Raw genomic sequence first — 20,943 nt, forward strand, 5'->3', positions numbered from 1 at the left:
CGTGGCGATCGTGCTGGGACCCAACCGATACGGCAAGGCGGAGACCCGGCTCGTGCACGTCACGCGCGGCGGCGACACGCACGGGCTGACCGACCTCAACGTGAGCGTCGCGCTTTCCGGCGACCTGTCGGCGACCCACCTGACGGGGGAGAACTCGGGCGTCCTGCCCACCGACACGATGAAGAACACCGTGTACGCCTTCGCCCGCGAGCACGGCGTCGGCGAGCCCGAGGCGTTCGCGTTGCGGCTGGGCCGGCACTTCGTCGCCACGCAGCCGCAGATCGTCACGGCGCGGGTGAGCATCGAGGCGTACGGCTGGGAACGTCTCGGCCCGCACTCGTTCCGGCGCAAGGGCGACTTCACCCGGCTGTGCACGGTCACCGTGGGAGAGGGCGTCACGCAGGTCGTGTCCGGATTGAAGGACTTCGTGGTGCTCAACACCACCGCGTCGGAGTTCCACGGTTTCGCCCGCGACCGCTACACGACGCTGTCCGAGACCACGGACCGCATCCTGGCCACGGCCGTCGACGCCCGCTGGCGGCACCTGTCGGACACCACGGCGTGGGGCGAGTCGTTCGAGAAGGCCAAGGACGCGCTCGTCAACGCGTTCGTCAACACGTACAGCTACTCGCTGCAGCAGACGCTGTTCTCGATGGGCACCCGGGTGCTGGACAGCCGGCCCGAGATCGCCGAGATCCGCCTGACGCTGCCCAACAAGCACCACTACCTGGTCGACCTGTCGCCGTTCCAGCTCGAGAACCCGGGCGAGGTGTTCATCGCCGGCGACCGCCCGTACGGGCTCATCGAAGGAACGGTGACCCGCGACGACGTGCCGCCCGCCGACGCGGAGTGGTACCTCTGATCAATTGCGAGGTTGTCCACAGCCCGGTCCGTGGCCGGGCCCGGACCGCTACGGTACGGGAAGCCATCTGTGAAGGGAGTCGCCGCCCGTGACCGAGATCCTCTCCGACGAGGCCGTGGCGTTCGTCGCCGACCTCAACCGCCGGTTCCGCCCGCGCCGCAACGAGCTGCTGGCCCGGCGTGCCGAGCGGCGTGCCGAGATCGCCGCCGGAGGCAGCCTCGGCTTCCTGCCGGAGACCGCGGAGATCCGTGCCGGTGACTGGACGGTGCCGCCCGCGCCGGCCGACCTGACCGACCGCCGGGTGGAGATCACCGGGCCGACCGAGCGCAAGATGACGATCAACGCGCTCAACTCCGGCGCCAAGGTCTGGCTCGCCGACCTGGAGGACGCGAACACCCCGCACTGGGCGAACGTCGTCGCCGGCCAGCAGAACCTCTACGACGCCATCCGCCGCACCATCCGGCTCGAGACCGACAAGAAGACCTACGAGCTGGGCGAGGGCCCGTACCCGACGATCGTCATGCGTCCCCGCGGCTGGCACCTCGACGAGCGCCACCTGCCCGTCGACGGCGAGCCGGCGGTCGGCGCGCTCGTCGACTTCGGGCTCTACTTCTTCCACAACGCCGCCGAGCTCCTCGCGCGTGGCAGCGGGCCGTATTTCTACCTGCCCAAGATGGAGTCGCACCACGAGGCGGCGCTCTGGAACGACGTCTTCACCCACGCCCAGGAGGCCCTCGGCATCCCGGTGGGGACCATCCGTGCGACGGTGCTGATCGAGACCATCCCGGCCGCCTTCGAGATGGACGAGATCCTCTGGGCGCTGCGACCGCACATCTCCGGCCTCAACGCCGGCCGCTGGGACTACCTGTTCAGCATCATCAAGTATTTCCGCGACAACCCGGCCATGGTGCTGCCGGACCGCGCCTCGGTGACGATGACCGCGCCGTTCATGCGGGCGTACACGGAGCTGCTGGTCTCGACCTGCCACCGCCGGGGCGCGTTCGCGATGGGCGGCATGGCGGCCTTCATCCCCAGCCGGCGCGACCCGGCCGTCAACGAGGTCGCCCTCGCCAAGGTCCGCGAGGACAAGGAGCGGGAGGCGGGCGACGGCTTCGACGGCTCGTGGGTGGCCCACCCCGACCTGGTGCCGGTGTGCCGCGAGATCTTCGACCGGGTGCTGGGCGACCGTCCCAACCAGCTCGGCAAGCTGCGCGACGACGTCGAGGTCGAGGCGGCCCAGCTGCTCGACGTGGCCGCGACCGGCGGCGCCGTCACCGAGGCGGGCCTGCGGTCCAACGTCTCGGTCGCCCTGCAGTATCTGGAGGCCTGGCTGCGCGGCAACGGCGCGGTCGCCATCTTCAACCTGATGGAGGACGCGGCCACCGCCGAGATCTCCCGCTCGCAGGTGTGGCAGTGGATCCACAACGGCGTGCGCCTCGACGACGGCACCCCGATCACGGCGGACCTCGTCGGCCGTATCGAGGACGAGGAGCTGGCGAAGATCCGCGAGACCCTCGGCGACGAGGCCTGGACGTCGAGCCGCTTCGACGACGCCCGCAAGCTGTTCGAGCGGGTGGCGCTCGCCGACGACTTCGCCGACTTCCTCACCACCGCCGCCTACGACTCGATCGACTGATCGTGCGGCTCCGCGACGACGACTACGCCGCGATCGACGCCCGGCTGGCCGCCCACGACGCGTTCCTCGCCGCTCGCTATCCCGGCGAGCGGCCCGGGCGGCAGCCGGTGCACACGGTCTACATCCCCGCCGACCGGATCACCGGCTTCCGGGAGTGGGGGGCGCAGGCGCTCGCCGTGCTCGACGAGCACCCGCCGCTGCCGTTCCCGGCCGCGCTCGCCGACCGGGTCCGGGCCAAGCTCGTCGCGGAGCCCATCGAAGACCTGCGCATCGATTTCGAGGACGGGTACGGCGTCCGGGACGACGACGTGGAGGACGCGGCGGTGAAACAGGCCGCCGCGGTCCTGCTCGACGGTCCCCGCCCGCCGTTCGTGGGGATCCGCGTCAAGTCCCTCGAGGCGCCCACGCGGCACCGGGCGCTGCGCACCCTCGACCTGTGGCTCTCGCTGTACCCGGAGCCGTTCGTCATCACCGTGCCCAAGGTGAGCGGCCCGGCCCAGGTCGAGGCGGCGGTCGCCCTCTGCGAACGGCTGGAGACGGCGTACGGGCTGCCCGGCGGCAGCCTGCGCTTCGAGATCCAGATCGAGCTCCCGTCGGCGATCCTCGGCGCGGACGGTACGGCCACCGTCGCCCGCCTCATCACGGCCGCGGCGGGACGCTGCACAGGCCTGCACTACGGCACCTACGACTACAGTGCCGCGGCCGGGGTGGCGGCCGCCTACCAGGCGATGGACCACCCGGTCGCGGACTACGCCAAGGCCGTGATGCAGGCCGCGGCCGCCGGCACGGGGGTGCGCCTCTCCGACGGCTCCACCAACATCCTGCCGGTCGGCACCGGCGTGGCGATCCAGGACGCGTGGGCGCTGCACCACCGGCTCGTGCGCCGCTCCCTGGAACGCGGCTTCTATCAGGGCTGGGACCTGCACCCGGCACAGCTGCCGACCCGCTTCGCGGCCACGTACGCCTTCTTCGCCGACGGCATGGACGCGGCGACGACCCGTCTGCGCCGCTACCTGGACCGCCAGGCGGGCGGCATTCTCGACGAGCCGGCCACGGCCCGCGCCCTGGCCGGATATCTCCTGCGCGGCCTCGACTGCGGGGCGCTGCCGCCGGAGTCGGTCGGGTTCACGCGGGACGAGCTGCTGGCAATCGCCTGAGGAGTCCCTCGCGCTCGGCGGAGGACGGCTTCCGGTCGCGGGCGGCGCCGGTGCGATCGCGGACGTTCCGGCGGCGGCTTGGCGTGACGTGACCGCCCGGGGACGCCGGGCGGTTAGGCTCGCTTCATGGTCGATCTCGTGCTGCGATCCCGCCGCGCCGTCACGCCCGACGGTGAGCGGCCCGCCGCGGTCTCGGTCAGCGGCGGCCGGATCGTGGCCGTCGGCGGCTACGACGCGCCGGCCGGCGGCGCCGAGGAGATCGACCTCGGGGACGTCGCGCTGCTGCCCGGCCTGGTCGACACACACGTGCACGTCAACGAGCCCGGCCGCACCGAGTGGGAGGGCTTCGCCACCGCCACCCGGGCCGCCGCGGCCGGCGGGGTCACCGCCATCGTGGACATGCCGCTGAACAGCCTGCCGCCCACCGTGAACGCCGAGGCGCTCGAGATCAAGCAGGCCGCCGCCACCGGGCAGATCCACGTGGATGTGGGGTTCTGGGGCGGGGCGATCCCCGGCAACGCCGCGGACCTGCCCGGGTTGCACGCCGCCGGGGTGTTCGGCTTCAAGGCCTTCCTCGCCGACTCCGGCGTGCCCGAGTTCCCGCCGTTGGATCCCGGTCAGCTGGCCGAGGCTCTCGCGGCCGTGGACGCCCTCTTCGTCATCCACGCCGAGGACCCCGACCACCTGCATGCGGCGGTGCCGTCCCCGGCGTACGCGGACTTCCTGGCCTCGCGTCCCCCGGAGGCCGAGCACGCCGCGGTCGCTACCGCGATCGAGGCGGCCCGGGCCGCCGGGGCGCGCGTCCACATCCTGCACCTGTCGGCGGCGAGCGCCCTGCCGCTCATCGCCGCCGCGCGGGCGGACGGCCTGCGGGTGACCGCCGAGACCTGTCCCCACTACCTGACGCTCGACGCGGCGGAGATCCCGGCCGGCGCCACCGAGTTCAAGTGCTGCCCGCCCATCCGCGACTCCGCCAACCGCGACCGCCTGTGGACCGCGCTCGCGGACGGGCTCATCACCTGCGTCGTGAGCGACCACTCGCCGTGCACCCCCGACCTGAAGCGCCGCGACACCGGCGATTTCGCGGCCGCGTGGGGCGGCATCGCCTCGGTGCAGCTCGGGCTGCCGGTGATCTGGACGGCGGCGCGCGAGCGGGGCTACGGCCTCGCCGACGTCGCCAACTGGATGGCGCGGCGCCCCGCCGACCTGGTCGGGCTCACCGGCAAGGGCCGCATCGCCGTCGGCGCCGACGCCGACCTCGTCGCCTTCGACCCGGACGAGACCTTCGTCGTCGACCCCGGGCGGCTGCACCACAAGAACCCCGTCACGCCGTACGCGCACAGGACCCTGACCGGGGTGGTCCGCACGACCTGGCTCCGCGGCCGGACGGTGACCGGCGCGGCACCGCACGGCCGTTTCCTCATCCGGGAGGTCTCCTGATGGAAGAGTTCACGCTGCTGCCCGACCTGGCGTCGCGCACGTTCGGCGGCGGGGTGATCCACGCCAACGACGAGTTCTTCGCCGCGGCCGACCATCTCGTCGAACCCGCCTCGCCGGTGTTCGCGCCGAAGACGTTCGGGCAGAAGGGCCAGGTGTACGACGGCTGGGAGACCCGGCGCCGCCGCGAACCCGGGCACGACCACGCGATCATCCGGCTGGGCGCCCCCGGGGTGGTGCACGGCATCGACATCGACACCGCGTTCTTCACCGGCAACTATCCGCCGTACGCCTCGGTCGAGGGCTGCGCGTTCGACTTCCATCCGGACGCCGCCCAGCTCGCCGAGGCGCAGTGGGTGCCGCTGGTGCCGCGATCCCCGCTCTCGGGGGACAGCCAGAACCTGTTCGCCGTGGATTCCCGCCAGCGCTTCACCCACGTACGCCTGAACATCTACCCGGACGGCGGCGTGGCCCGCCTGCGGGTGCACGGCGAGGTGGTGCCCGACCCGCGGCTGCTGCCGAGCGTCTTCGACGTGGCCGCCGCCGAGTACGGCGCCCGCATCGTCAGCTGCAGCAACATGTTCTACGGCCACCCCCAGAACATGCTCAACCCGGGCCTGGCCCGCTCCATGGGCGACGGCTGGGAGACGTCCCGCCGCCGCGACGACGGCAACGACTGGGTCCTGGTGCAGCTCGCCGCCCCCGCCGTGATCGAGCTGGCCGAGCTGGACACCAGCCACTTCAAGGGCAACGCCCCGGGCAGCGCGACCCTGCGCGGCATCGACGCGCGCACCGGCCTGCTCGACGACCCGGACGACTGGTTCGAGCTGCTGCCGCAGATCCGGCTGAGCCCGGACACCCGGCACCGCTTCCCGGTCGCCGTGGTCCCGGTCGCCACCCACGTGCGGCTGGACATCTTCCCGGACGGCGGCATGGCCCGGCTGCACCTCTACGGCCGCCCCGACGGCGCGGCGCTGCGCGCCCGCTACGAAGCCGTCACCTGATCGGCCGTGGGTACCGAGCGTCCCTGGGTACGCGGCGAACTCCCCTGGCTCCGGTCGGGCCCGTTGTTCCGGGTGCACCGCAGCGCATTCGACGACCTCGACGCCTACCTGGACCGGTTTCCGTACCGGCGATTCCGCCTCGACGGCCGCGCCATGACGTCCCGGCTGGAGGCTCACGGGGAGATCGCCCGGACCTTCGGCTTTCCGGACCACTACGGCAGGAACTGGGACGCCTTCGAAGACTGTTTCGGTGACTTCCTGGCGTTGCACTCCGGCGAGTTGATCGCGATCGTCTGGGACCACCTCGACGTCACTGCCCGGGAGGCACCGGCTACCGCCGCGGAGGTGGGCTGGGCCCTGCTGAACGGCAGCCGGCAGGACGTCGCGCTCGACCTCTTCGGCGTCGGCGAGGGCGACGACTTCGACTGTCCTTGAGGAAGGATGTCGAGAATCGGGCCTCGGCTCCGTCCCCGGGGCACACCCGAGACAAGGAGTGAGAACCATGGCCAAGGTCGTCGCGGACATGTCGATGTCGCTGGACGGATTCATCGCGGACACCCAGGACCGCACCGAGGAGCTCTTCGGCTGGTACGGCAACGGTGACGTCGAGGTGCCGACCGCCGATCCGGCCATGACGTTCACGGTCTCCGAGGCGAGCGCCGGGCACCTGCGTCCCGCGTTGAACGGCGGGGTGGGGGCGCTGATCGCCGGGCGGCGGATCTTCGATCAGACCGGCGGGTGGGGCGGGCGGCACCCGCTCGGCGTACCGGTCTTCGTGGTGAGCCACTCGGTGCCCGACGGCTGGCCGCGGGCGGACTCCGACACCACCTTCCACACCGACGCGATCGCGGCGCTGGAGGCGGCGAAGAAGGTCGCCGGCGACCGGATCGTCGCGGTGTCCACTCCGACGCTGACCCGGCAGTATCTCGACGCCGGGCTGCTCGACGAGATCGTGGTCTCGCTGGTGCCGGTGCTGCTGGGCAGTGGCGTCCCGTACTTCGCCGACCTCGCGAAGACGCCGGTGCGCCTCGGCGACCCGACGGTGGTGCCCGGCAGGGGTGTCACCCACCTGACCTACCCCGTGAAGCGGTAGGGGGACGGCGTTACGGTTCCTCGCGTGGGCCGGACCGTGACTCTCGTACTCGTCGACGCCGCCGGTGAGGTGCTCGGCGCGTTGCCGCCCTTCGAGCTCGACCTGCCGTGGTGGCAGGAGACGGCGGACGTCGTGGAGGCGGTGCGCGCTCGGCACGGCGTACACGTGACCGTTCTTCGTCTGCTGTCCGCGGCGAACGCCGCGCCACCGGGCGGAGCGGTCACCCTGCTCGCGCAGGTCTTCGAGCCGGTGGCCGCGGAGCTGAAGCCGTGGGAGGTCGCCGGGGAGCCCGCGCCGCGGCGAGCTCCCTGGGCGGTGCCCGGCGGACCGGCCGCCTCCCTGCACTGGGCCGCCGAGACGCTGGGGCGCGACGACCTCGTGGCCGTGCAGCACCGCACGTGGAACCTCTCGGCGATCTGGCGCCTGGACGGCGGCGGTGAGCCCGTGGCCTGGCTCAAGCAGGTCCCGGCCTTCCTCGCCCACGAGGCGGCGGTGCTGCGCCTGGTCGAGGCGGTGGCGCCGGGCCTCGTGCCCACCGTGCTCGCCGCCGGCGACGCGGGTCGTACGCTGCTCGCCCACGTGCCGGGGGAGGACCGGTACGGCGCAGACGCGTCCTTCTGTGCCCAGGTCGCGCGCGACTTCCACCCCGTACAGGCGCACTTCGCGATCCGGGTCCCGGACCTGGTGGCGGCCGGCGTGCCGGACCGGCGGCTGAGCTTCGAGCCGTTCGCGCGGGTGGCGCAGCCGTGGCTGGACAGAGTGGACGGTCTCGAGGAGCTGATGGCTGAGCTGCCGGCCCGGCTCGCCGCCGTCGACGCCTGCGGGCTGCCCGGCACGCTCGTGCACGGCGATCTCCATCCCGGGAACGTCCGTGCGACGCGCACGCGCCGGGTGATCGTCGACTGGGGCGACTCGACCGTCTCGCATCCGGCGTTCGACATCCTGCGGCTCACCGGTGGCCTGCCGGAAGCCGACGCGGCCCGGCTCGTCGCCGAGTGGGCGGCCCGGTGGCGGGAGACGGCGCCGGACAGCGATCCGGAGACGGCGGTCGCGCTGATCCGCCCGGTGGCGGCACTTCGCGCGGCCGTGGTCTACCAGGACTTCGTCGACCACATCGAGGACTCGGAGCGGCCGTACCACGAGGCCGACGTGCCCGAGCGGCTGACGGCGGCGGTGGTGGCGGCCCACCTGCCCTGAACGCCGGGCACGACTACGGTGGAGCGGTGACCGACCTGCGCCGCCGTTTCGTCGAGCAGATCCGGCGCCACGGTGCGCCGTTGACGCCCGAGCTCGCCGAGGCCTTCGGGGCGGTGCCGCGCGAGATCTTCGTGGCCCAGGGGTTCCAGCGGCGCGACGGCACCTGGGCGGAGCCGGGCGCCGCGGGGTTTCTGGAGACGGTCTACCAGGACGACGTGCTCGTCACCAAGGTCCACGAAGGACTGCCGGTCAGCTCCTCCAGCCAGCCGTCGCTGATGGCCGTCATGCTGGCCGCGCTGGACGTGCGGCCCGGTCACCGGGTTCTCGAGATCGGCGCCGGCACCGGCTACAACGCCGCCCTGCTCACCGCGCTCGGCGCCGAGGTGACCAGCGTCGACGTGCAGGCCGACGTCGCCGCCAGGGCACGCGCCGCGCTAACCCGGGCCAGGATCGAGACGGTACGGGTCCTCGCGGGCGACGGCTACGCGGGCGCACCGGGGGAGCGCTTCGACCGGGCGATCGTGACGGTCGGCGTCGCCGGCGTGTCACCGCACTGGCTGCGGCAGGCCGGCCCGGGCCCGATCGTGGCACCCGTCGAGCACGCCGGCACTCACCCCGTCCTCGCGATCCGGGGTGCCGCGGAGGGCCCGGTCACCGCCACGGTCGTCTGCCCGTCCGGCTTCATGACCGCGGCCGGCCCGCTGACCGCGCGGCACGCCCGCGCCCACCCGCACCCCGTCCCGCCGGACACCCTCGCCGCCTTCGCGGAGACAGCCCCGGCCCGGTGGGCCGAACCGCTCGACGCCTACGGCTACCGGGATCTCTGGTACGCCGCCGGCGTCTGGAACACCCGCGCCACCCACGCCGCCATCCCGGGACGCGACGGCAGCACGCTCGTCCTGCTGGACGACACGGGTACGGGCGGAGCGGCGATCCTGTCCGACGGCTCGGTCATGGCCGGCGGTGATCACGCCCCGCGCTACGCCGCGGAGGCCGCCGAGGTGCTGGACCGCTGGGACGCGGCCGGCCACCCGCCGATGCAGGCCTGGCGGATCACCCTGCGCCGCGCCGGCGACCCGGAGGCCCCCATCTGGTGCCCCGCCGTCTGGGAGCTCGATCAGGCTCCGGCGCGGTAGCTCAGCAGCGCCCGCGCCGTGGCGGCCTGCCCGGCGGCGATCAGACCCAGCAGATACACGAGTACGGGTGCCAGCAGCGCACCCAGGACCGCCAGCGGGACGGCGCCGGCGGTCGAGTGCACCGTGAACGCCCCGAAGGTCCAGCCGGCGGTGCCGGTGCTCGCCAGGACCGGGCTCAGCAGGAACGCGACGTCGAGGAGCACGAGCAGGCCGTACCCGAGGTAGACGGCGGGGACGACGAGGCCCAGGAAGGCCGGATAGAGCAGCTCGCGCCAGGTGGCGGTCTCGGCGTAGCGGACCCGCAGCCAGAAGACGGGGCCGGCGGAGGCGGGCGGGTGCGGCGACGGCGCCGGGCGCTCGTCGACCAGGCCGAGCCGGGCCCGCTCGACCGCGCCGAGCGGGATCGCGGCCAGCGGCCCGAAACCGGCGAACAGCACCAGCGACACGAGCATCAGGAAGAGCACGCTGCTGGAGGGCGCGACGTGCTCGGTCAGCCGCGACAGCGCGGCGACCCACGGCAGGGCGAGCACCGTCATCGCCGCGGCGACCGGTGCGGCTACGGGCAGAGTGGTCAGGACGTACAGGAAGGCGCGCCAGGGATCGATGATGGACACACCGTCACGGTAGGTGCGCGGTCCGGGCCGTCCCAGCCGTCCAGGAATAGTTCCGGGGGTATACCCAGCACTACCACGTGCGCGCGCGGCGATCCCGCCACGGACGGCCGTCGGGGTCGTAGATCAGGCGGTACGCCGGCACGGCCCAGAGCCGCTGGTGCCAGGGGAGCGGCTCGGTCTCGTGCGGCACCAGGCGGCCCGGCGGGCGCGGACCCTTCTCGCCGCTGTCGTGCCAGTCACGCAGGGTGTCGGCAGCCTGGCGCACCGCCCGTACGGTGTCATCCGGGTCGAGCAGCCCCTCGTCGCTGTCCCGATCGAGGTGCTCGCGCAGCAGCGCGAGCCGCAGATTCCGGGCGTAGACGCGGGCGCCGTCACCCAGCCCGGCCGGATCGGCGGGCGCCCGGTCGTCCCGGGTCCGGTCCACCACCGCGCAGGACAACTCGCTGTCGTGCGTCCACGACCGGCGGTTGAAGTTGTCACTGCCCGTGCTGGCCCACACGTCGTCCACCACACACACCTTCGCGTGCACGTAGACGGGCGTACCCTCATGGTTCTCGACGTCGAAGACGTGCACCCGGTCCGGCGCCGCCCTGCGGCACAGCGAGATCGCCTCCGCCCGCCCGACCTGGTTCGGCGGCAGCGCGAACCGGCCGTCGACATCCGGGTAGCGGGGCACGACCGCGATCAGATGCAGCCCCGAGTTGTCGTTCAACGCGTCCGCGAACAGCTGCGCGACCTCCTTGGACCACAGGTACTGGTCCTCCAGGTAGATCAGCCGACGGGCCCGCTTGATCGCCTTCGTGTAGCCGCGCGCGATGCTCTGCTCACCCTTCGGCGCGAACCCGTACGGCGGCCGCATCGCCGGATACGTCCGCAGCACCTGGATGTCGTGCGGCCCGCATTCGGGCGGATCCGGCGGCTGCGGCGGAAGCCGGTCGGCGCGCAGGTCGGCGTGTCGGAGCTTGTCGGTGAGCGTACTGATCGGGCCGTGCTGATCCAGCGGGGTCGGATCGTTCCAACGCTCCCGGAACGACAGATCAAGCGCCCCGACCACCGGCCCCCGCATGGCCAGCTGCACGTCGTGCCAGGGCGGATTCTTTCCGTACGCCTTGGCCATGGCCACCGCCTGCGGATCGCCCAGATGCCCGGCGTCGTCGCGCCGGCTGTGGCACAGATCGATGCCGCCGGCGAACGCGATGTCCTTCTCCGGCGCCTCCGGATGCCGCAGGATCACCACCTTCTGGTGGTGCGAGCCGCCGCGGCGTACCCGCTGGTCGAGCAGCACCTCGCCCCCGGCGGCCTCGACGCCCTCACCGAGGTTCCGGTTCTCCTCCTCGCTGTACGCCAGCTTGTCGAGGTGCGAGCGCCACAGCAGGCCCTTGACCACGACACCCCGCTTGGCGGCCGCGGCGAACAGCTCGGCGATGGTCGGGCCGTGCTCGCGCAGCCGCTCGTCGGGATCGCCCCGCCAATCGGTGAAGAACAGATAGTCACCGTCACCGAGCGTTTCCACCTCGGTCACCAACCGGTCGAAATAGGTTCCACCGTGAAAGAGGGGCTCGACGGTGTTTCCTCGAGTCCAGGTGGGTATCTGTGAGTCCGGGTTGCCGCGCTCGTCGGCGGTCAGGAACCAGTCCTCCAGTGACACGGGCAGCCCTTCCGAGGTCGACGACGCCCTCACGGTAGGCCCCTTGACGCCTGCCCGCACCCTGAGCCCGTAGCCAACCCTCGCGAAGGACCCCTCATGAGCAGCGAGCCCCTGACCACGACCGCCGTACCGACCGACGCCGCCGCCTCGTCCGAGCGCGGGCTGCTGATCGCCATGCTGGTCATGGTCCTCATGGGCGTGGGAGCAATGTTCCTGATGTCGTGACCGGCTTCCTGCTGGGACATGCCTGACATGGTCGGTTTCGTGTCGATGATCTTAAGGTGAGCCGCCTCACTGAGGGCCGTTTCGTGACGGAAAGCGGGCAGCGCAGATCCACCCCGCTCATTCATACTCGTCGGCATGACGGGGGAGCCGGTTTTCAGCAACGCCACGATCGAGATCCCGCCCGGCGAAGCAGCCACGGGCGCGACGAAGGTGGTGTGGACGCCGACGCACGGGCCGCTGACCGTGACGGTGCCTCCGGGGACGGTGGACGGGGCGGTCGTCTGGGTGCAGACGGCGGCCGGGATCGTTTCGGTGACCGTACGGGTGGCGTCGCCGTTCACTGCTCCGCCGCCTTTTCCTGGCGCTTCCGCGCCGCCGGCTTCCGCGCCTCCCGCTTCTGCGCCGCCGGCTTCCGCGCCTCCCGCTTCCGGTCCTCCTGCTTCCGCGCCGCCGGCTTCCGGTCCTCCTGCTTCCGGTCCGCCGGTTTCCGGGGCTGGGGCTCCCGGGTTTCCCGCTCCTGGCTTTCCCGCTACCGGGGTTCCTCCTCAGGGCTTTCCGCCCCCTGGCGTGGCCGGACCGGGGTATCCGGCTCCTGGCGCTGCCGGACCGGGCTTTCCGGCGCCGGGCGGATTTCCCCCGCCTGCGGCGGGCTATGCACCGGCCGGCGCCCACCCGGCCGGGGGATTCCCGCCCGGCGCCCACCCGGCCGGGGGATTCCCGCCCGGGGCCTACCCGCCGCCGGGCGGCTATCCGTCAGCTGACGGCTCCCCGGAGCCCGGGCCTCACCCGGCCTCCGGCGGCTTTCCGGCGCCTGGCGCGCAACCCGGTTTCCCGGCGTCTGGCGCTCAGCCCGGTTTCCCGGCGTCTGGCGCCCAGCCCGGTTTCCCGGCGCCCGGCGCTCACCCCGGGTTTCCCGCGCCCGGCGGTTTTCCGGTCCCCGGCGGCTATCCGGGCGGCCCGGCTTTCGCCGGTCCCCCCACGGCGGCGCCCCGCACCGGCCGCCGCAATGTGATCATCGGCTCGGTCCTCGCCGCCGCCCTGGTGCTCGGCTGCTGCGGCGTGATCCGCGTCTTCTCCGGCGGCGACGATGACGGGGCCACGCAGGCCGGCAAGCGCAACGGCGTCGCGGCGACGACGGTGCCGGCGAACGCCGGACCGGTCAGCCCGGAGCAGTACGCGCAGCTGCTGGCCGCCTCCGACAGCGCCATCAAGGTGCCTTTCGCCAAGCTGAACACGAGCAGCAGCGCCGCGTTCGCCAAGGCGGCCCCGGCGGCGGCGACCACGATCCGCGCCGAGGCCGGCAAGCTGCGCTCGACCAAGCCGCCCGCGGGCGCGGAGGGCGTCCACGGGCAGCTCGCGCTGGAGCTCGAGAGCCTCGGCGACATGGTCGAGCAGACGGCCGGCGCGAAGCAGGAGTGCCCGGCTGCCTCGCCGTACGCCACGATCCTCCAGTCCGGCTGGGCCGACGGCCTCCGCGAGGACGCCAGGAAGCTCGCGGCGGCGGACTCCACCTTCAAGTTCGGCACGTTCCTGCCGGGCGCCCCGAAGGAGCAGAACCGGCGGCTCAAGACCGGTACGTACGTCAAGCGCACCGGCTCCGGCGGCCTCGGCCACCTGAAGATCAAGAATGGCGCCTCGGACACGACGATCTCGCTGGTCCCGAACAAGGGCAAGAAACCCAAGCCGGTCTTCACCGTCTACGTCCGTAGCGGCGGCACCTACACGGCCAAGGGCATCCGCGACGGGACGTACCGGATCTACACGGCTTCGGGCAAGGACTGGAACGCCGGCGGGAAGGGCTTCACGCGGGACTGCTCGTTCACCAAGTTCGACGACACGTTCAAGTTCACGACCACGTCGTACTCGTCGTCGATCTGGACGATCACCCTCACCCCGATGATCGGCGGCAACGCGTCCACCAGCGACGTCGACCCGAACTCCTTCCCCAACTGACGGAGCCTCGCGAGGACGCCGACCGCTGCCGGCCCAGACCGGCGGCGGTCGTCCCCATCGGGACGCCGCGAGCAGCAAAGGCCGGGGCAGTCGGCTGTGCACGGCCCACCCCGGCCCCGGGCGCGACGACGGGCTCCGGCCGGAGTCAGATCACGCGGAAGTCAGTGACGAAGGCGGCCACCTCCCCACGAGCGGTCCGCCCGACGAACGTCGCGTAGCCCCCGTCCTCCCACCCCGTTCCCACCGCCACGACATTCGCGCCCGTGGCGGGGTCGGTCACCGCGCCGAGGGCGGCCGGGGCGGGTGGGCTCGGATCGGGCAGGTACGTCTCCTCGACCCGCTCGTAGGGCCATGCCTCCAGGGCGGTCAACGCCCGCTGGTCGGCCAGCGTCGCGGCGCCGCAGTCCGCCGGGTACGCGAAGAAGCCGTCTTCGTCGCGGAAGGACGGACCTGCCTCCGCGGGGATCGCCGGCTCCCAGCTGGCCACCGGCTCGTCGCGGACCACCAGCTGCAGTGCAGCCGTCCGCCGGTCCGCCTCGGGACCGTGGCGGACGGACGGATCGCCGGCGCTCGTTCTCGGCGAAGCGCCGCGGTGGCCCGGTGACCGCGGGGACCCGGCGTGCTGCCCGGTGCGGTCCCGGACCGGTGCCGCAGCCGCCCGGCCGGGACCGGGCGCCGGCGTGCCGGCGGAACGGCGGGCGGGCTGGGACACGGCCACCCAGGCCCGCAGGTTGTAGCGGCCCGGCGGCACGGTGACCGTGAAGGGCGGCATCTCGCCCGGACGGCTGAGCGGATCGCAGGCGACGACATGACCCGTGGGCAGGGCCACCGTGCCGAGCGGGATCATGGTGAGGCGGTAGTCGTGGGTGTCGTCGAAGTGGTGCGCGCCCTCGGTCAGCAGCCGATCCAGCATCTCGCCGATGTCCACAGCCATGCCCGGAGGATATCGGCGACCACCGACAAAACCGCTGCATGCGCGGAAGGGCTCCGCTCAGTCCGTGTGCGGAAGCCGCTCCGCCGGGATGACGCCCAGCCGTCCCTTCTGGAAGTCCTCGAACGCCTGCATGAGCTCCTCCCGGGTGTTCATCACGAAGGGCCCGTAGTGCGCCACCGGCTCCCGGATCGGCTGACCGCCCATGATGAAGAGCTCCAGCGCCGGGGTGTTCGAATCCTGCGCGGCGTCCGCGTCGACCAGGATCGCGTCGCCCGGCGCGTGGGTGGCGAGCTGGCCGATCCGGATCGGCCGCCGGTCCGTGCCGACCGTGCCGCGGCCTGCCAGGACGTACACGAGGGCGTTGTACTCGGGCTGCCAGGGGAGTTCCAGGCGGGCGCCGGGCTGCAGGGTGACGTGGGCGAGGTTGATCGGGGTGTGGGTCGAGCCGGGTCCGGCGTGGCCGGCGATCGTGCCGGCGATGACGCGGATGAGGCCGCCGCCGTCCGGGGTGGTCAGCAGGGCCGACTCCCGGCCGCGGATGTCCTGGTATTTGGGCGCGATCATCTTGGCGACCCTCGGCAGGTTGACCCAGAGCTGGAGGCCGTGGAACAGGCCGCCGCTCATGACCAGCTTCTCCGGTGGCGCCTCGATGTGCAGGATGCCGCCGCCCGCCGTCATCCACTGGGTGTCGCCGTTGGTGATCGTGCCGCCGCCACCCAGGGAGTCCTGGTGGTCCATGGTGCCGTCGATCATGTACGTGACGGTCTCGAAGCCGCGGTGCGGGTGCCACGGCGTACCCTTCGGCTCGCCCGGCGCGTAGTCCACCTCGCCCATCTGGTCCAGGTGGATGAAGGGGTCGAGCTCCGGCAGGGGCACGCCGGCGAAGGCCCGCCGGACCGGGAAGCCCTCGCCCTCGTAGCCGGAGGGTGCGGTGGTCAGCCTGCGGACCGGCCGGTAGGTCGTGGTGGCGGGGTCGAGCCGGGGCAGACGCGGCAGGACCAGGACGTCGTCGACGGTGATCGCGGGCATGGCGGTCCCCTTCAGGAGATGGCGGGGCGCAGGCGCGCTCCGAGCCGGGTGAAGACGCGGGCGAGGACGGCGATCTCGGCGTCGTCGAGGTCGTCGATGAAGCTGTCGCGGACGGTGGCCAGGTGCAGCGGGGCGGCGGCGACCAGCGCCGCCATGCCCTCGTCGGTGAGTACGGCCTCCTGGCCGCGGCCGTCGTCGGGGCAGCTCTGCTTGCGGACGAGGCCGCGTTTGACCATGGAAGTGATCTGGTACGTGACCCGGCTGGGCGAGAAGACCATGAAGCCGGCCAGTTCACCCATGCGGAGCCGGTGCCCCGGTGCCTCGGAGAGCACCACGAGCACGTGGTAGTCGGCCATGCTCAGCCCGGTCCGCGCCCGCAACTCGTCCTCGAGGCGGGTCTGCAGCGCCCAGCTGCTCTCGATGTACGCCCGCCAGCACGTCTGCTGCCCGGCGTCGAGTGGTTCGGCCATGACACAGACGCTAACTCTTTCAAATCTGAAATACCAGGGGTACGCGCATGACGCGGCTCACGCCAAAAGGCGCGCGAGCTCGCCCAGGTCCGAGATCGGGATGTCGCCCGAGACACCCTTCAGGGCGGCGACGGTGGCCCCGGCCGCGCGACCGGCGGCGACGCCCACCTCGGCGTCCTCCACCACGAGGCAGCGAGCGGCCGGTACGCCGAGCAGCTCCGCGCCCCGCAGATAGCCCTCGGGATCCGGCTTGCCGGCGCGGATGTCCTCCACCGTCACGAGCACCCGTACGTCGATGCCCGCGGCCCCGAGCCGGGCCTCGGCCAGGCGCGCGTCGGCGCTGGTCACGACCGCCCATGGCAACCGGAGGCCGGCCAGCAGCTCGAGGGCGCCCGGTGTGGCCACCACGTCGGCGAGGTCCTCGTACTGCAGCTCGAGCTGGCGGGCCGCCGCGACCGCCACCGCCGCGTCGTCGAGGTCCGGGCGGGTCAGCCGTACGGTGCGCTCGGCCGGCGCGCCGTGTGCGACCGCGAGCACGGCGTCCGGGTCGGTGTCGTACTCGGCGGCCCAGGTGAGCCAGGCCCGCTCGACGGCCGCGTCGGAGTCGACGAGGGTGCCGTCCATGTCGAAGAGGACGCCCTCGACGCCGGAGAGGTCCACGTCAGGCACGGTAGTAGACGCGTACCTCGTATCCCGTTCGGGTGAGGTGCCAGCCGAGGTCGTCGACGTCGAGGATCTGCGGCCGGCCGGCGAGCCAGGCCGCCGCCATGTCCAGCGTCTCCGCGGGGGTCGCGCCGGTGAAGGTCATGCAGCGGGCGGCGGTGTCGCCGGCGGCGGGTGCGTGCCGGGGCAGTGCCTCGGCTGTCATGGTCGGCTCGGGGCCGGTCACCACGGCGGTCGCACCCACCGCCTCGCCGTCGCGCACGCCTTGGACGAACCAGTCGTTGATCGTCTCGTCGTGCTCGACGGCCCAGCCGCTGACCGGGCCGACGTCGGCGGCGATCGCGTGCTTGGCGTTGTCGAGGGCGGCGTCCAGCGTGGCGAGCTCGAGGTCCTCGCCGTTGTACTCGACCCGGTACGTCATGGCGGCCTCGTTACCCAGCCCGGCCCGCTCCTACGCCGCCGCGGACTTGAGCGACCGCGTCACGTCCGCGCGCAGTTCGTCGAAGTCGACCCCGCGTTCGGTGAGGATCTGCACGCCGAGCCCGCGGCCCTCGCGCACCAGGCCCAGCATGAGGTGCTCAGGGGCGATGAAGTTGTGCTTGAGCCGGATCGCCTCCCGCAGGGACAGCTCGAGGATCTTCTTGTTGCGGTCGGAGAACGGGCTGTGCCCGCTGCCGTAGAAGCGCCGCATGAACCCCTTGCGCTTCGACGAGGCCGGCCGGGGCAGGTTGAGGGCGCCGGGCCCGAAGTTCTCCTCGATCGCCCGGCGCACAGCGTCCAGGTCGATGCCGATGGCCTTGAGCGCCTCCCGGTCGGCGTCGTCGGGATCCGCGACGGCGGCCGCTCCGGTGGCGCTGCTGCCGGCCCGGCGGATGATCTCGGATCGTACGAAGGCGGCGTCGACGCCCTTGCCGCGCAGTGCCGGGGCGGAGGCGATGGGTCCGGCCGGGTCGGAGAGCAGGGCCAGCAGGACGTGTTCGGTGTCGACCGGCGCCTGCCCGAGGTCGCGGGCCTCGATCTTGGCGCGGACGACGACCTCGCGGGCCGCGTGGGTGAATCGCTCGAACATCTCAGTCCTCCCGGGGATCCTGCATCGGCATGCGGTTCGCGTGCTTCTTGTGTACGCCCTGGCGGGTCACCTCGAGGGCGTCCGCGATTTCCTGCCAGGACCAGCCTTTCCGGCGGGCGTTGGCGACCTGGAGGTGCTCGAGGCCCTCCAGCAGGCGGCGCAGCGCCACGACCGCCCGCAGGCCGACCCGTGGATCGGCGCTGCCCGCGGCGGCGGCGAGATCGGTTGCTTCGGTCATGGCTGTCAACCTACGTTGACAACAAGGGTGTGTCAACCCCGGTTGACACGGCCCGCGTGAAAAAGGGCCAGCCGGACGGCTGGCCCTTTTCGGAGCGATCCCTACCGGCCGCGGCCGGTCTTCTCCTGCAGTTCGTCGATGCGCTCGGACGCCTCCGCCTTGGTCAGGTCCTCGGGCACTTCCTCGTGGGCCTCGGAGGCCAGGGTGTGCAGATACGACTGCTGTGCTCCCGTGGCCGGCTCGTCCCCGGTGGTCCAGTCGGCCGGGTCCTTGATCGTGTTCGATGCCGGATCCTGCTGCTTCGCCGCCATGGCGCCGCCTCCTCGAATGACATGTCTTCGAACAGACGTACCATTACCCGCCGAACGTCAGCTCCATGCCTGAGTTCGGGGTGAACGACATGGTGAGCTCGATCGGGATCGCCGCCGGCGCCGCGATCGAGAACGGTACGCCCCAGGGGTCGAGCAGCTCCGCGTACGTGCCGAAGCCCATGGACCGGGCGCCGGAGACGACGGTGGCACCGTAGGCACGGGCGTCCTCGAGCGTCTCCGCACAGTCGGCCACCTGGAACGCGGCGCGCCACCAGCTGCCGCCGTGGCTGGGGGCGAGGCCCGCCATCGCGTCGTGCGCGGTGGTGATCCACTCGCCCCGCGTGCCGTCGCTGCCGTACTCGTCGCGCAGCAGCCAGCCGAACGCCTGGCCGTAGAAGTTGGCGGCGGCGACCGCGTCGTCGGTGAGCAGCTCGGGGAAGGTCATCGTGCCGGGCTCGCCGCCGATCTGTGCGCCGGTGAAGTCACGCGGCTCCCAGATGCCCAGAACCGCGCCGGCCGGGTCGGCGATGACCGCGGAGCGGCCGCCGTGTCCTTCGGCCGGCTCGCTGACCAAGCGGCCGCCGGCCTCGCGCACCCGCATGACGGAGGCCTCGAGATTGTGCTCGGTGAGGTAGGTGAGCCAGCCGGCGGGGCGGTCGGCGCGGACGCGGGTCAGGCCGGCGACGGCGCGCCCGTCGAGCTTGAAGCGGTCACCCGCCGGTTCCCAGCCCAGCAGGCGGGCGTAGAAGTCCGCCGCCTTGGCGGGATCCGCGCTCGCCAGCTCGACCCAGCAGGGTGTCCCCGGCGCAAAGCCCCGTATACGCATCGGCCGCACCTTTCGTCGCTCCATCGTGGATAACCGGCCTGGGGGAAGGTGCCGCTCACTTTACAGCCATGAATACGCTCTGCCACTAGGCCTGGGTTCAATGTCCTCAATAAACCACGATTTCGCGGAGGTGCGATTACGGAGCGTGGCAGCGGTTACCGAGCGTGTTTCTCTTCCGGGGTACGTGTCCGCTCGTTGTATCGGTCCAGAAGCCGCATCACGGGCGTGACCGCAACACCGTGCAACACCACGCTCACCAGAACGACGAACGCAGCTGTCGCCCATACGACATCCACGTTCGGGAACGTGGCGTGGCTCATCGCGTACGCGAGGTAGTAGAACGTGCCGATCCCCCGGATGCCGAAGGCCGCGATGACCCAATGCTCCGCGGTGTGGCCAGGTGCGCCGCGCAACGACAGGAATCCTGACACGGGCCGGACCAGGAAGATCAGGAGGAGCCCCACCAGAGCCGACTTCCACGTCAGCGCCCCGAGCAGCCCGCCCACCACCGCACCGCCGAGCAGCAGGAGCAGCAGCACGGTCAGCAGCCGCTCGATCTGCTCGGCGAACTCATGCAGCACCTGGTGGTACTCGTGCGACCGCTGCGCGGACCGGATCCCGCGCGCGGCGATGAACACCGCCAGGAAGCCGTAGCCCCCGGCGAGCTCCACCACCCCGTACGCCAGGAACGTCGCCGCCAGGGCGAGAAAGCCCTCGGAATGATGGGCCAGGCGCAGCTTCTTGTTCCGCGCGCGGAAGAACAGCCGGCCGAGCAGCTTGCCGACCAGCAGGCCGCCCCCCGCTCCGACGCCGACCTTGTAGAGCACGTCCACCAGCAGCCACTCGCCGACCCAGCTCTCGTGCGTGACCGCTGCCGTGGCCATCGCGATCGCCGCGTACACGAAGGGGAAGGACAGGCCGTCGTTGAGACCGGCCTCCGACGTCAGCGAGAACCGCACCTCGTCCTCGGAGTCCTCCTCGTCGGTCGGCTCGCCGACCTGGACGTCCGAGGCCAGCACCGGATCGGTCGGGGCGAGAGCGGCGCCCAGCAGCAGCGCGGTGGCCGGCACCAGCCCCGCCCACCACCAGCCGAGCAGGGCGACGGCCGCGATGGTGACCGGCATGGCGACGGCCAGCAAGCGCCATGTGGTGGCCCAGCGCCGCCCGCTGAGCGGACGGTCGATCTTCAGGCCCGCGCCCATTAGGGCGACGATCACGCAGATCTCGGTCAGGTGCTGCGTCAGATCCGGGTGAGCGAGGGGATCGGCCTTCGGGAGACCCAACGGTACGGCGAAGAGCAGCATCCCCAGCGCCAGGAAGACGATGGGCATGGACATCGGGCGATGCTCGAGAACGCGGGGGAGAATGCCGGCGAGCAGCGCGCCGACGCCGAAGATCGCGAAGAGGAGGTCGGGCAGTTGCACCCGCCTCCACTGCCCGG

At 72.2% G+C, this 20,943-nt stretch carries 23 protein-coding genes; 11 read left to right on the forward strand and 12 right to left on the reverse strand.

Features of this window, described 5'->3' with window-relative positions:
• Nucleotide 1: 1 nt before the first annotated feature.
• From pucL to ACIBO8_RS17145, 9 genes are all read left to right on the forward strand, one after another.
• Nucleotides 2-862 carry a factor-independent urate hydroxylase gene (gene pucL, locus ACIBO8_RS17105; protein WP_396116172.1) on the forward strand — a complete coding sequence of 287 codons (861 nt, stop codon included), beginning with the start codon at nt 2-4 and terminating at the stop codon, nt 860-862.
• An 88-nt stretch (nt 863-950) separates the two neighbouring features.
• Nucleotides 951-2,498: a malate synthase A gene (gene aceB, locus ACIBO8_RS17110; RefSeq protein WP_396116173.1), complete on the forward strand. Its 1,548-nt coding sequence runs from the start codon at nt 951-953 to the stop codon at nt 2,496-2,498.
• A gap of 2 nt (nt 2,499-2,500) precedes the next feature.
• On the forward strand, nt 2,501-3,655 hold the full coding sequence (locus ACIBO8_RS17115; protein WP_396116174.1) for a DUF6986 family protein: 1,155 nt from the start codon (nt 2,501-2,503) through the stop codon (nt 3,653-3,655).
• A 126-nt stretch (nt 3,656-3,781) separates the two neighbouring features.
• Nucleotides 3,782-5,095 carry an allantoinase AllB gene (gene allB, locus ACIBO8_RS17120; RefSeq protein ID WP_396116175.1) on the forward strand — a complete coding sequence of 438 codons (1,314 nt, stop codon included), beginning with the start codon at nt 3,782-3,784 and terminating at the stop codon, nt 5,093-5,095.
• Entirely contained in the window at nt 5,095-6,096 is a 1,002-nt protein-coding gene (gene alc, locus ACIBO8_RS17125) for an allantoicase (protein ID WP_396116176.1), read from the forward strand. Before allB ends, alc begins: the two co-directional genes overlap by 1 nt.
• Before the next feature lie 6 nt (nt 6,097-6,102).
• Nucleotides 6,103-6,531 (forward strand): barstar family protein, encoded by a 429-nt coding sequence (locus tag ACIBO8_RS17130; protein ID WP_396116177.1) that lies wholly within the window; start codon nt 6,103-6,105, stop codon nt 6,529-6,531.
• Nucleotides 6,532-6,598: 67 nt separating this feature from the next.
• Nucleotides 6,599-7,189 (forward strand): dihydrofolate reductase family protein, encoded by a 591-nt coding sequence (locus tag ACIBO8_RS17135; protein WP_396116178.1) that lies wholly within the window; start codon nt 6,599-6,601, stop codon nt 7,187-7,189.
• Nucleotides 7,190-7,213: 24 nt separating this feature from the next.
• Nucleotides 7,214-8,386, forward strand: coding sequence for an aminoglycoside phosphotransferase family protein (locus ACIBO8_RS17140; protein WP_396116179.1), 1,173 nt, complete (start codon nt 7,214-7,216; stop codon nt 8,384-8,386).
• A 26-nt stretch (nt 8,387-8,412) separates the two neighbouring features.
• A complete protein-coding gene (locus ACIBO8_RS17145; protein ID WP_396116180.1) occupies nt 8,413-9,522 on the forward strand; it encodes a protein-L-isoaspartate O-methyltransferase in 1,110 nt (369 codons plus the stop codon).
• On the opposite strand, the gene ACIBO8_RS17150 is transcribed toward ACIBO8_RS17145, so the two are convergent.
• Both ACIBO8_RS17150 and ACIBO8_RS17155 read right to left on the reverse strand, forming a co-directional pair.
• On the reverse strand, nt 9,504-10,136 hold the full coding sequence (locus tag ACIBO8_RS17150; RefSeq protein ID WP_396116181.1) for a sensor domain-containing protein: 633 nt from the start codon (nt 10,134-10,136) through the stop codon (nt 9,504-9,506). The two genes, ACIBO8_RS17145 and ACIBO8_RS17150, sit on opposite strands and share 19 nt — an antisense overlap.
• 70 nt (nt 10,137-10,206) lie before the next feature.
• Nucleotides 10,207-11,784, reverse strand: coding sequence for a phospholipase D family protein (locus tag ACIBO8_RS17155; RefSeq protein WP_396116397.1), 1,578 nt, complete (start codon nt 11,782-11,784; stop codon nt 10,207-10,209).
• A 96-nt stretch (nt 11,785-11,880) separates the two neighbouring features.
• Here ACIBO8_RS17155 and ACIBO8_RS17160 point away from each other — a divergent pair, with 96 nt between their 5' ends.
• Both ACIBO8_RS17160 and ACIBO8_RS17165 read left to right on the forward strand, forming a co-directional pair.
• Nucleotides 11,881-12,009, forward strand: a complete 129-nt coding sequence (locus ACIBO8_RS17160) for a hypothetical protein (RefSeq protein ID WP_396116182.1) — start codon at nt 11,881-11,883, stop codon at nt 12,007-12,009.
• Nucleotides 12,010-13,017: 1,008 nt separating this feature from the next.
• Nucleotides 13,018-13,962 (forward strand): hypothetical protein, encoded by a 945-nt coding sequence (locus ACIBO8_RS17165; protein WP_396116183.1) that lies wholly within the window; start codon nt 13,018-13,020, stop codon nt 13,960-13,962.
• 145 nt (nt 13,963-14,107) lie between these two features.
• Here ACIBO8_RS17165 and ACIBO8_RS17170 read toward each other — a convergent pair whose 3' ends face one another.
• The 10 genes from ACIBO8_RS17170 to ACIBO8_RS17215 form a co-directional block, all read right to left on the reverse strand.
• On the reverse strand, nt 14,108-14,896 hold the full coding sequence (locus tag ACIBO8_RS17170; RefSeq protein ID WP_396116184.1) for a DUF4241 domain-containing protein: 789 nt from the start codon (nt 14,894-14,896) through the stop codon (nt 14,108-14,110).
• 57 nt (nt 14,897-14,953) lie between these two features.
• The gene (locus ACIBO8_RS17175) at nt 14,954-15,925 is read right to left on the reverse strand and encodes a pirin family protein (protein WP_396116185.1); all 972 of its coding nucleotides are present in this window, start codon (nt 15,923-15,925) and stop codon (nt 14,954-14,956) included.
• A gap of 11 nt (nt 15,926-15,936) precedes the next feature.
• Nucleotides 15,937-16,395, reverse strand: coding sequence for a MarR family winged helix-turn-helix transcriptional regulator (locus tag ACIBO8_RS17180; protein WP_396116186.1), 459 nt, complete (start codon nt 16,393-16,395; stop codon nt 15,937-15,939).
• Between the two features lie 57 nt (nt 16,396-16,452).
• Nucleotides 16,453-17,055, reverse strand: a complete 603-nt coding sequence (locus ACIBO8_RS17185) for an HAD-IA family hydrolase (RefSeq protein ID WP_396116187.1) — start codon at nt 17,053-17,055, stop codon at nt 16,453-16,455.
• A 1-nt stretch (nt 17,056) separates the two neighbouring features.
• Entirely contained in the window at nt 17,057-17,479 is a 423-nt protein-coding gene (locus tag ACIBO8_RS17190) for a hypothetical protein (RefSeq protein WP_396116188.1), read from the reverse strand.
• Between the two features lie 30 nt (nt 17,480-17,509).
• Entirely contained in the window at nt 17,510-18,127 is a 618-nt protein-coding gene (locus ACIBO8_RS17195) for a Clp protease N-terminal domain-containing protein (protein ID WP_396116189.1), read from the reverse strand.
• A 1-nt stretch (nt 18,128) separates the two neighbouring features.
• Nucleotides 18,129-18,365 carry a helix-turn-helix domain-containing protein gene (locus tag ACIBO8_RS17200; RefSeq protein WP_364705286.1) on the reverse strand — a complete coding sequence of 79 codons (237 nt, stop codon included), beginning with the start codon at nt 18,363-18,365 and terminating at the stop codon, nt 18,129-18,131.
• Nucleotides 18,366-18,466: 101 nt separating this feature from the next.
• Nucleotides 18,467-18,676, reverse strand: coding sequence for a DUF3072 domain-containing protein (locus tag ACIBO8_RS17205; protein WP_396116190.1), 210 nt, complete (start codon nt 18,674-18,676; stop codon nt 18,467-18,469).
• A gap of 43 nt (nt 18,677-18,719) precedes the next feature.
• The gene (locus ACIBO8_RS17210) at nt 18,720-19,502 is read right to left on the reverse strand and encodes a VOC family protein (protein WP_396116191.1); all 783 of its coding nucleotides are present in this window, start codon (nt 19,500-19,502) and stop codon (nt 18,720-18,722) included.
• Between the two features lie 155 nt (nt 19,503-19,657).
• Entirely contained in the window at nt 19,658-20,926 is a 1,269-nt protein-coding gene (locus tag ACIBO8_RS17215) for a cation:proton antiporter (RefSeq protein ID WP_396116192.1), read from the reverse strand.
• Between the last annotated feature and the right edge of the window lie 17 nt (nt 20,927-20,943).

The organism is Actinoplanes sp. NPDC049681, assembly GCF_044465265.1.
In the GTDB taxonomy this organism is placed as follows: domain Bacteria; phylum Actinomycetota; class Actinomycetes; order Mycobacteriales; family Micromonosporaceae; genus Actinoplanes.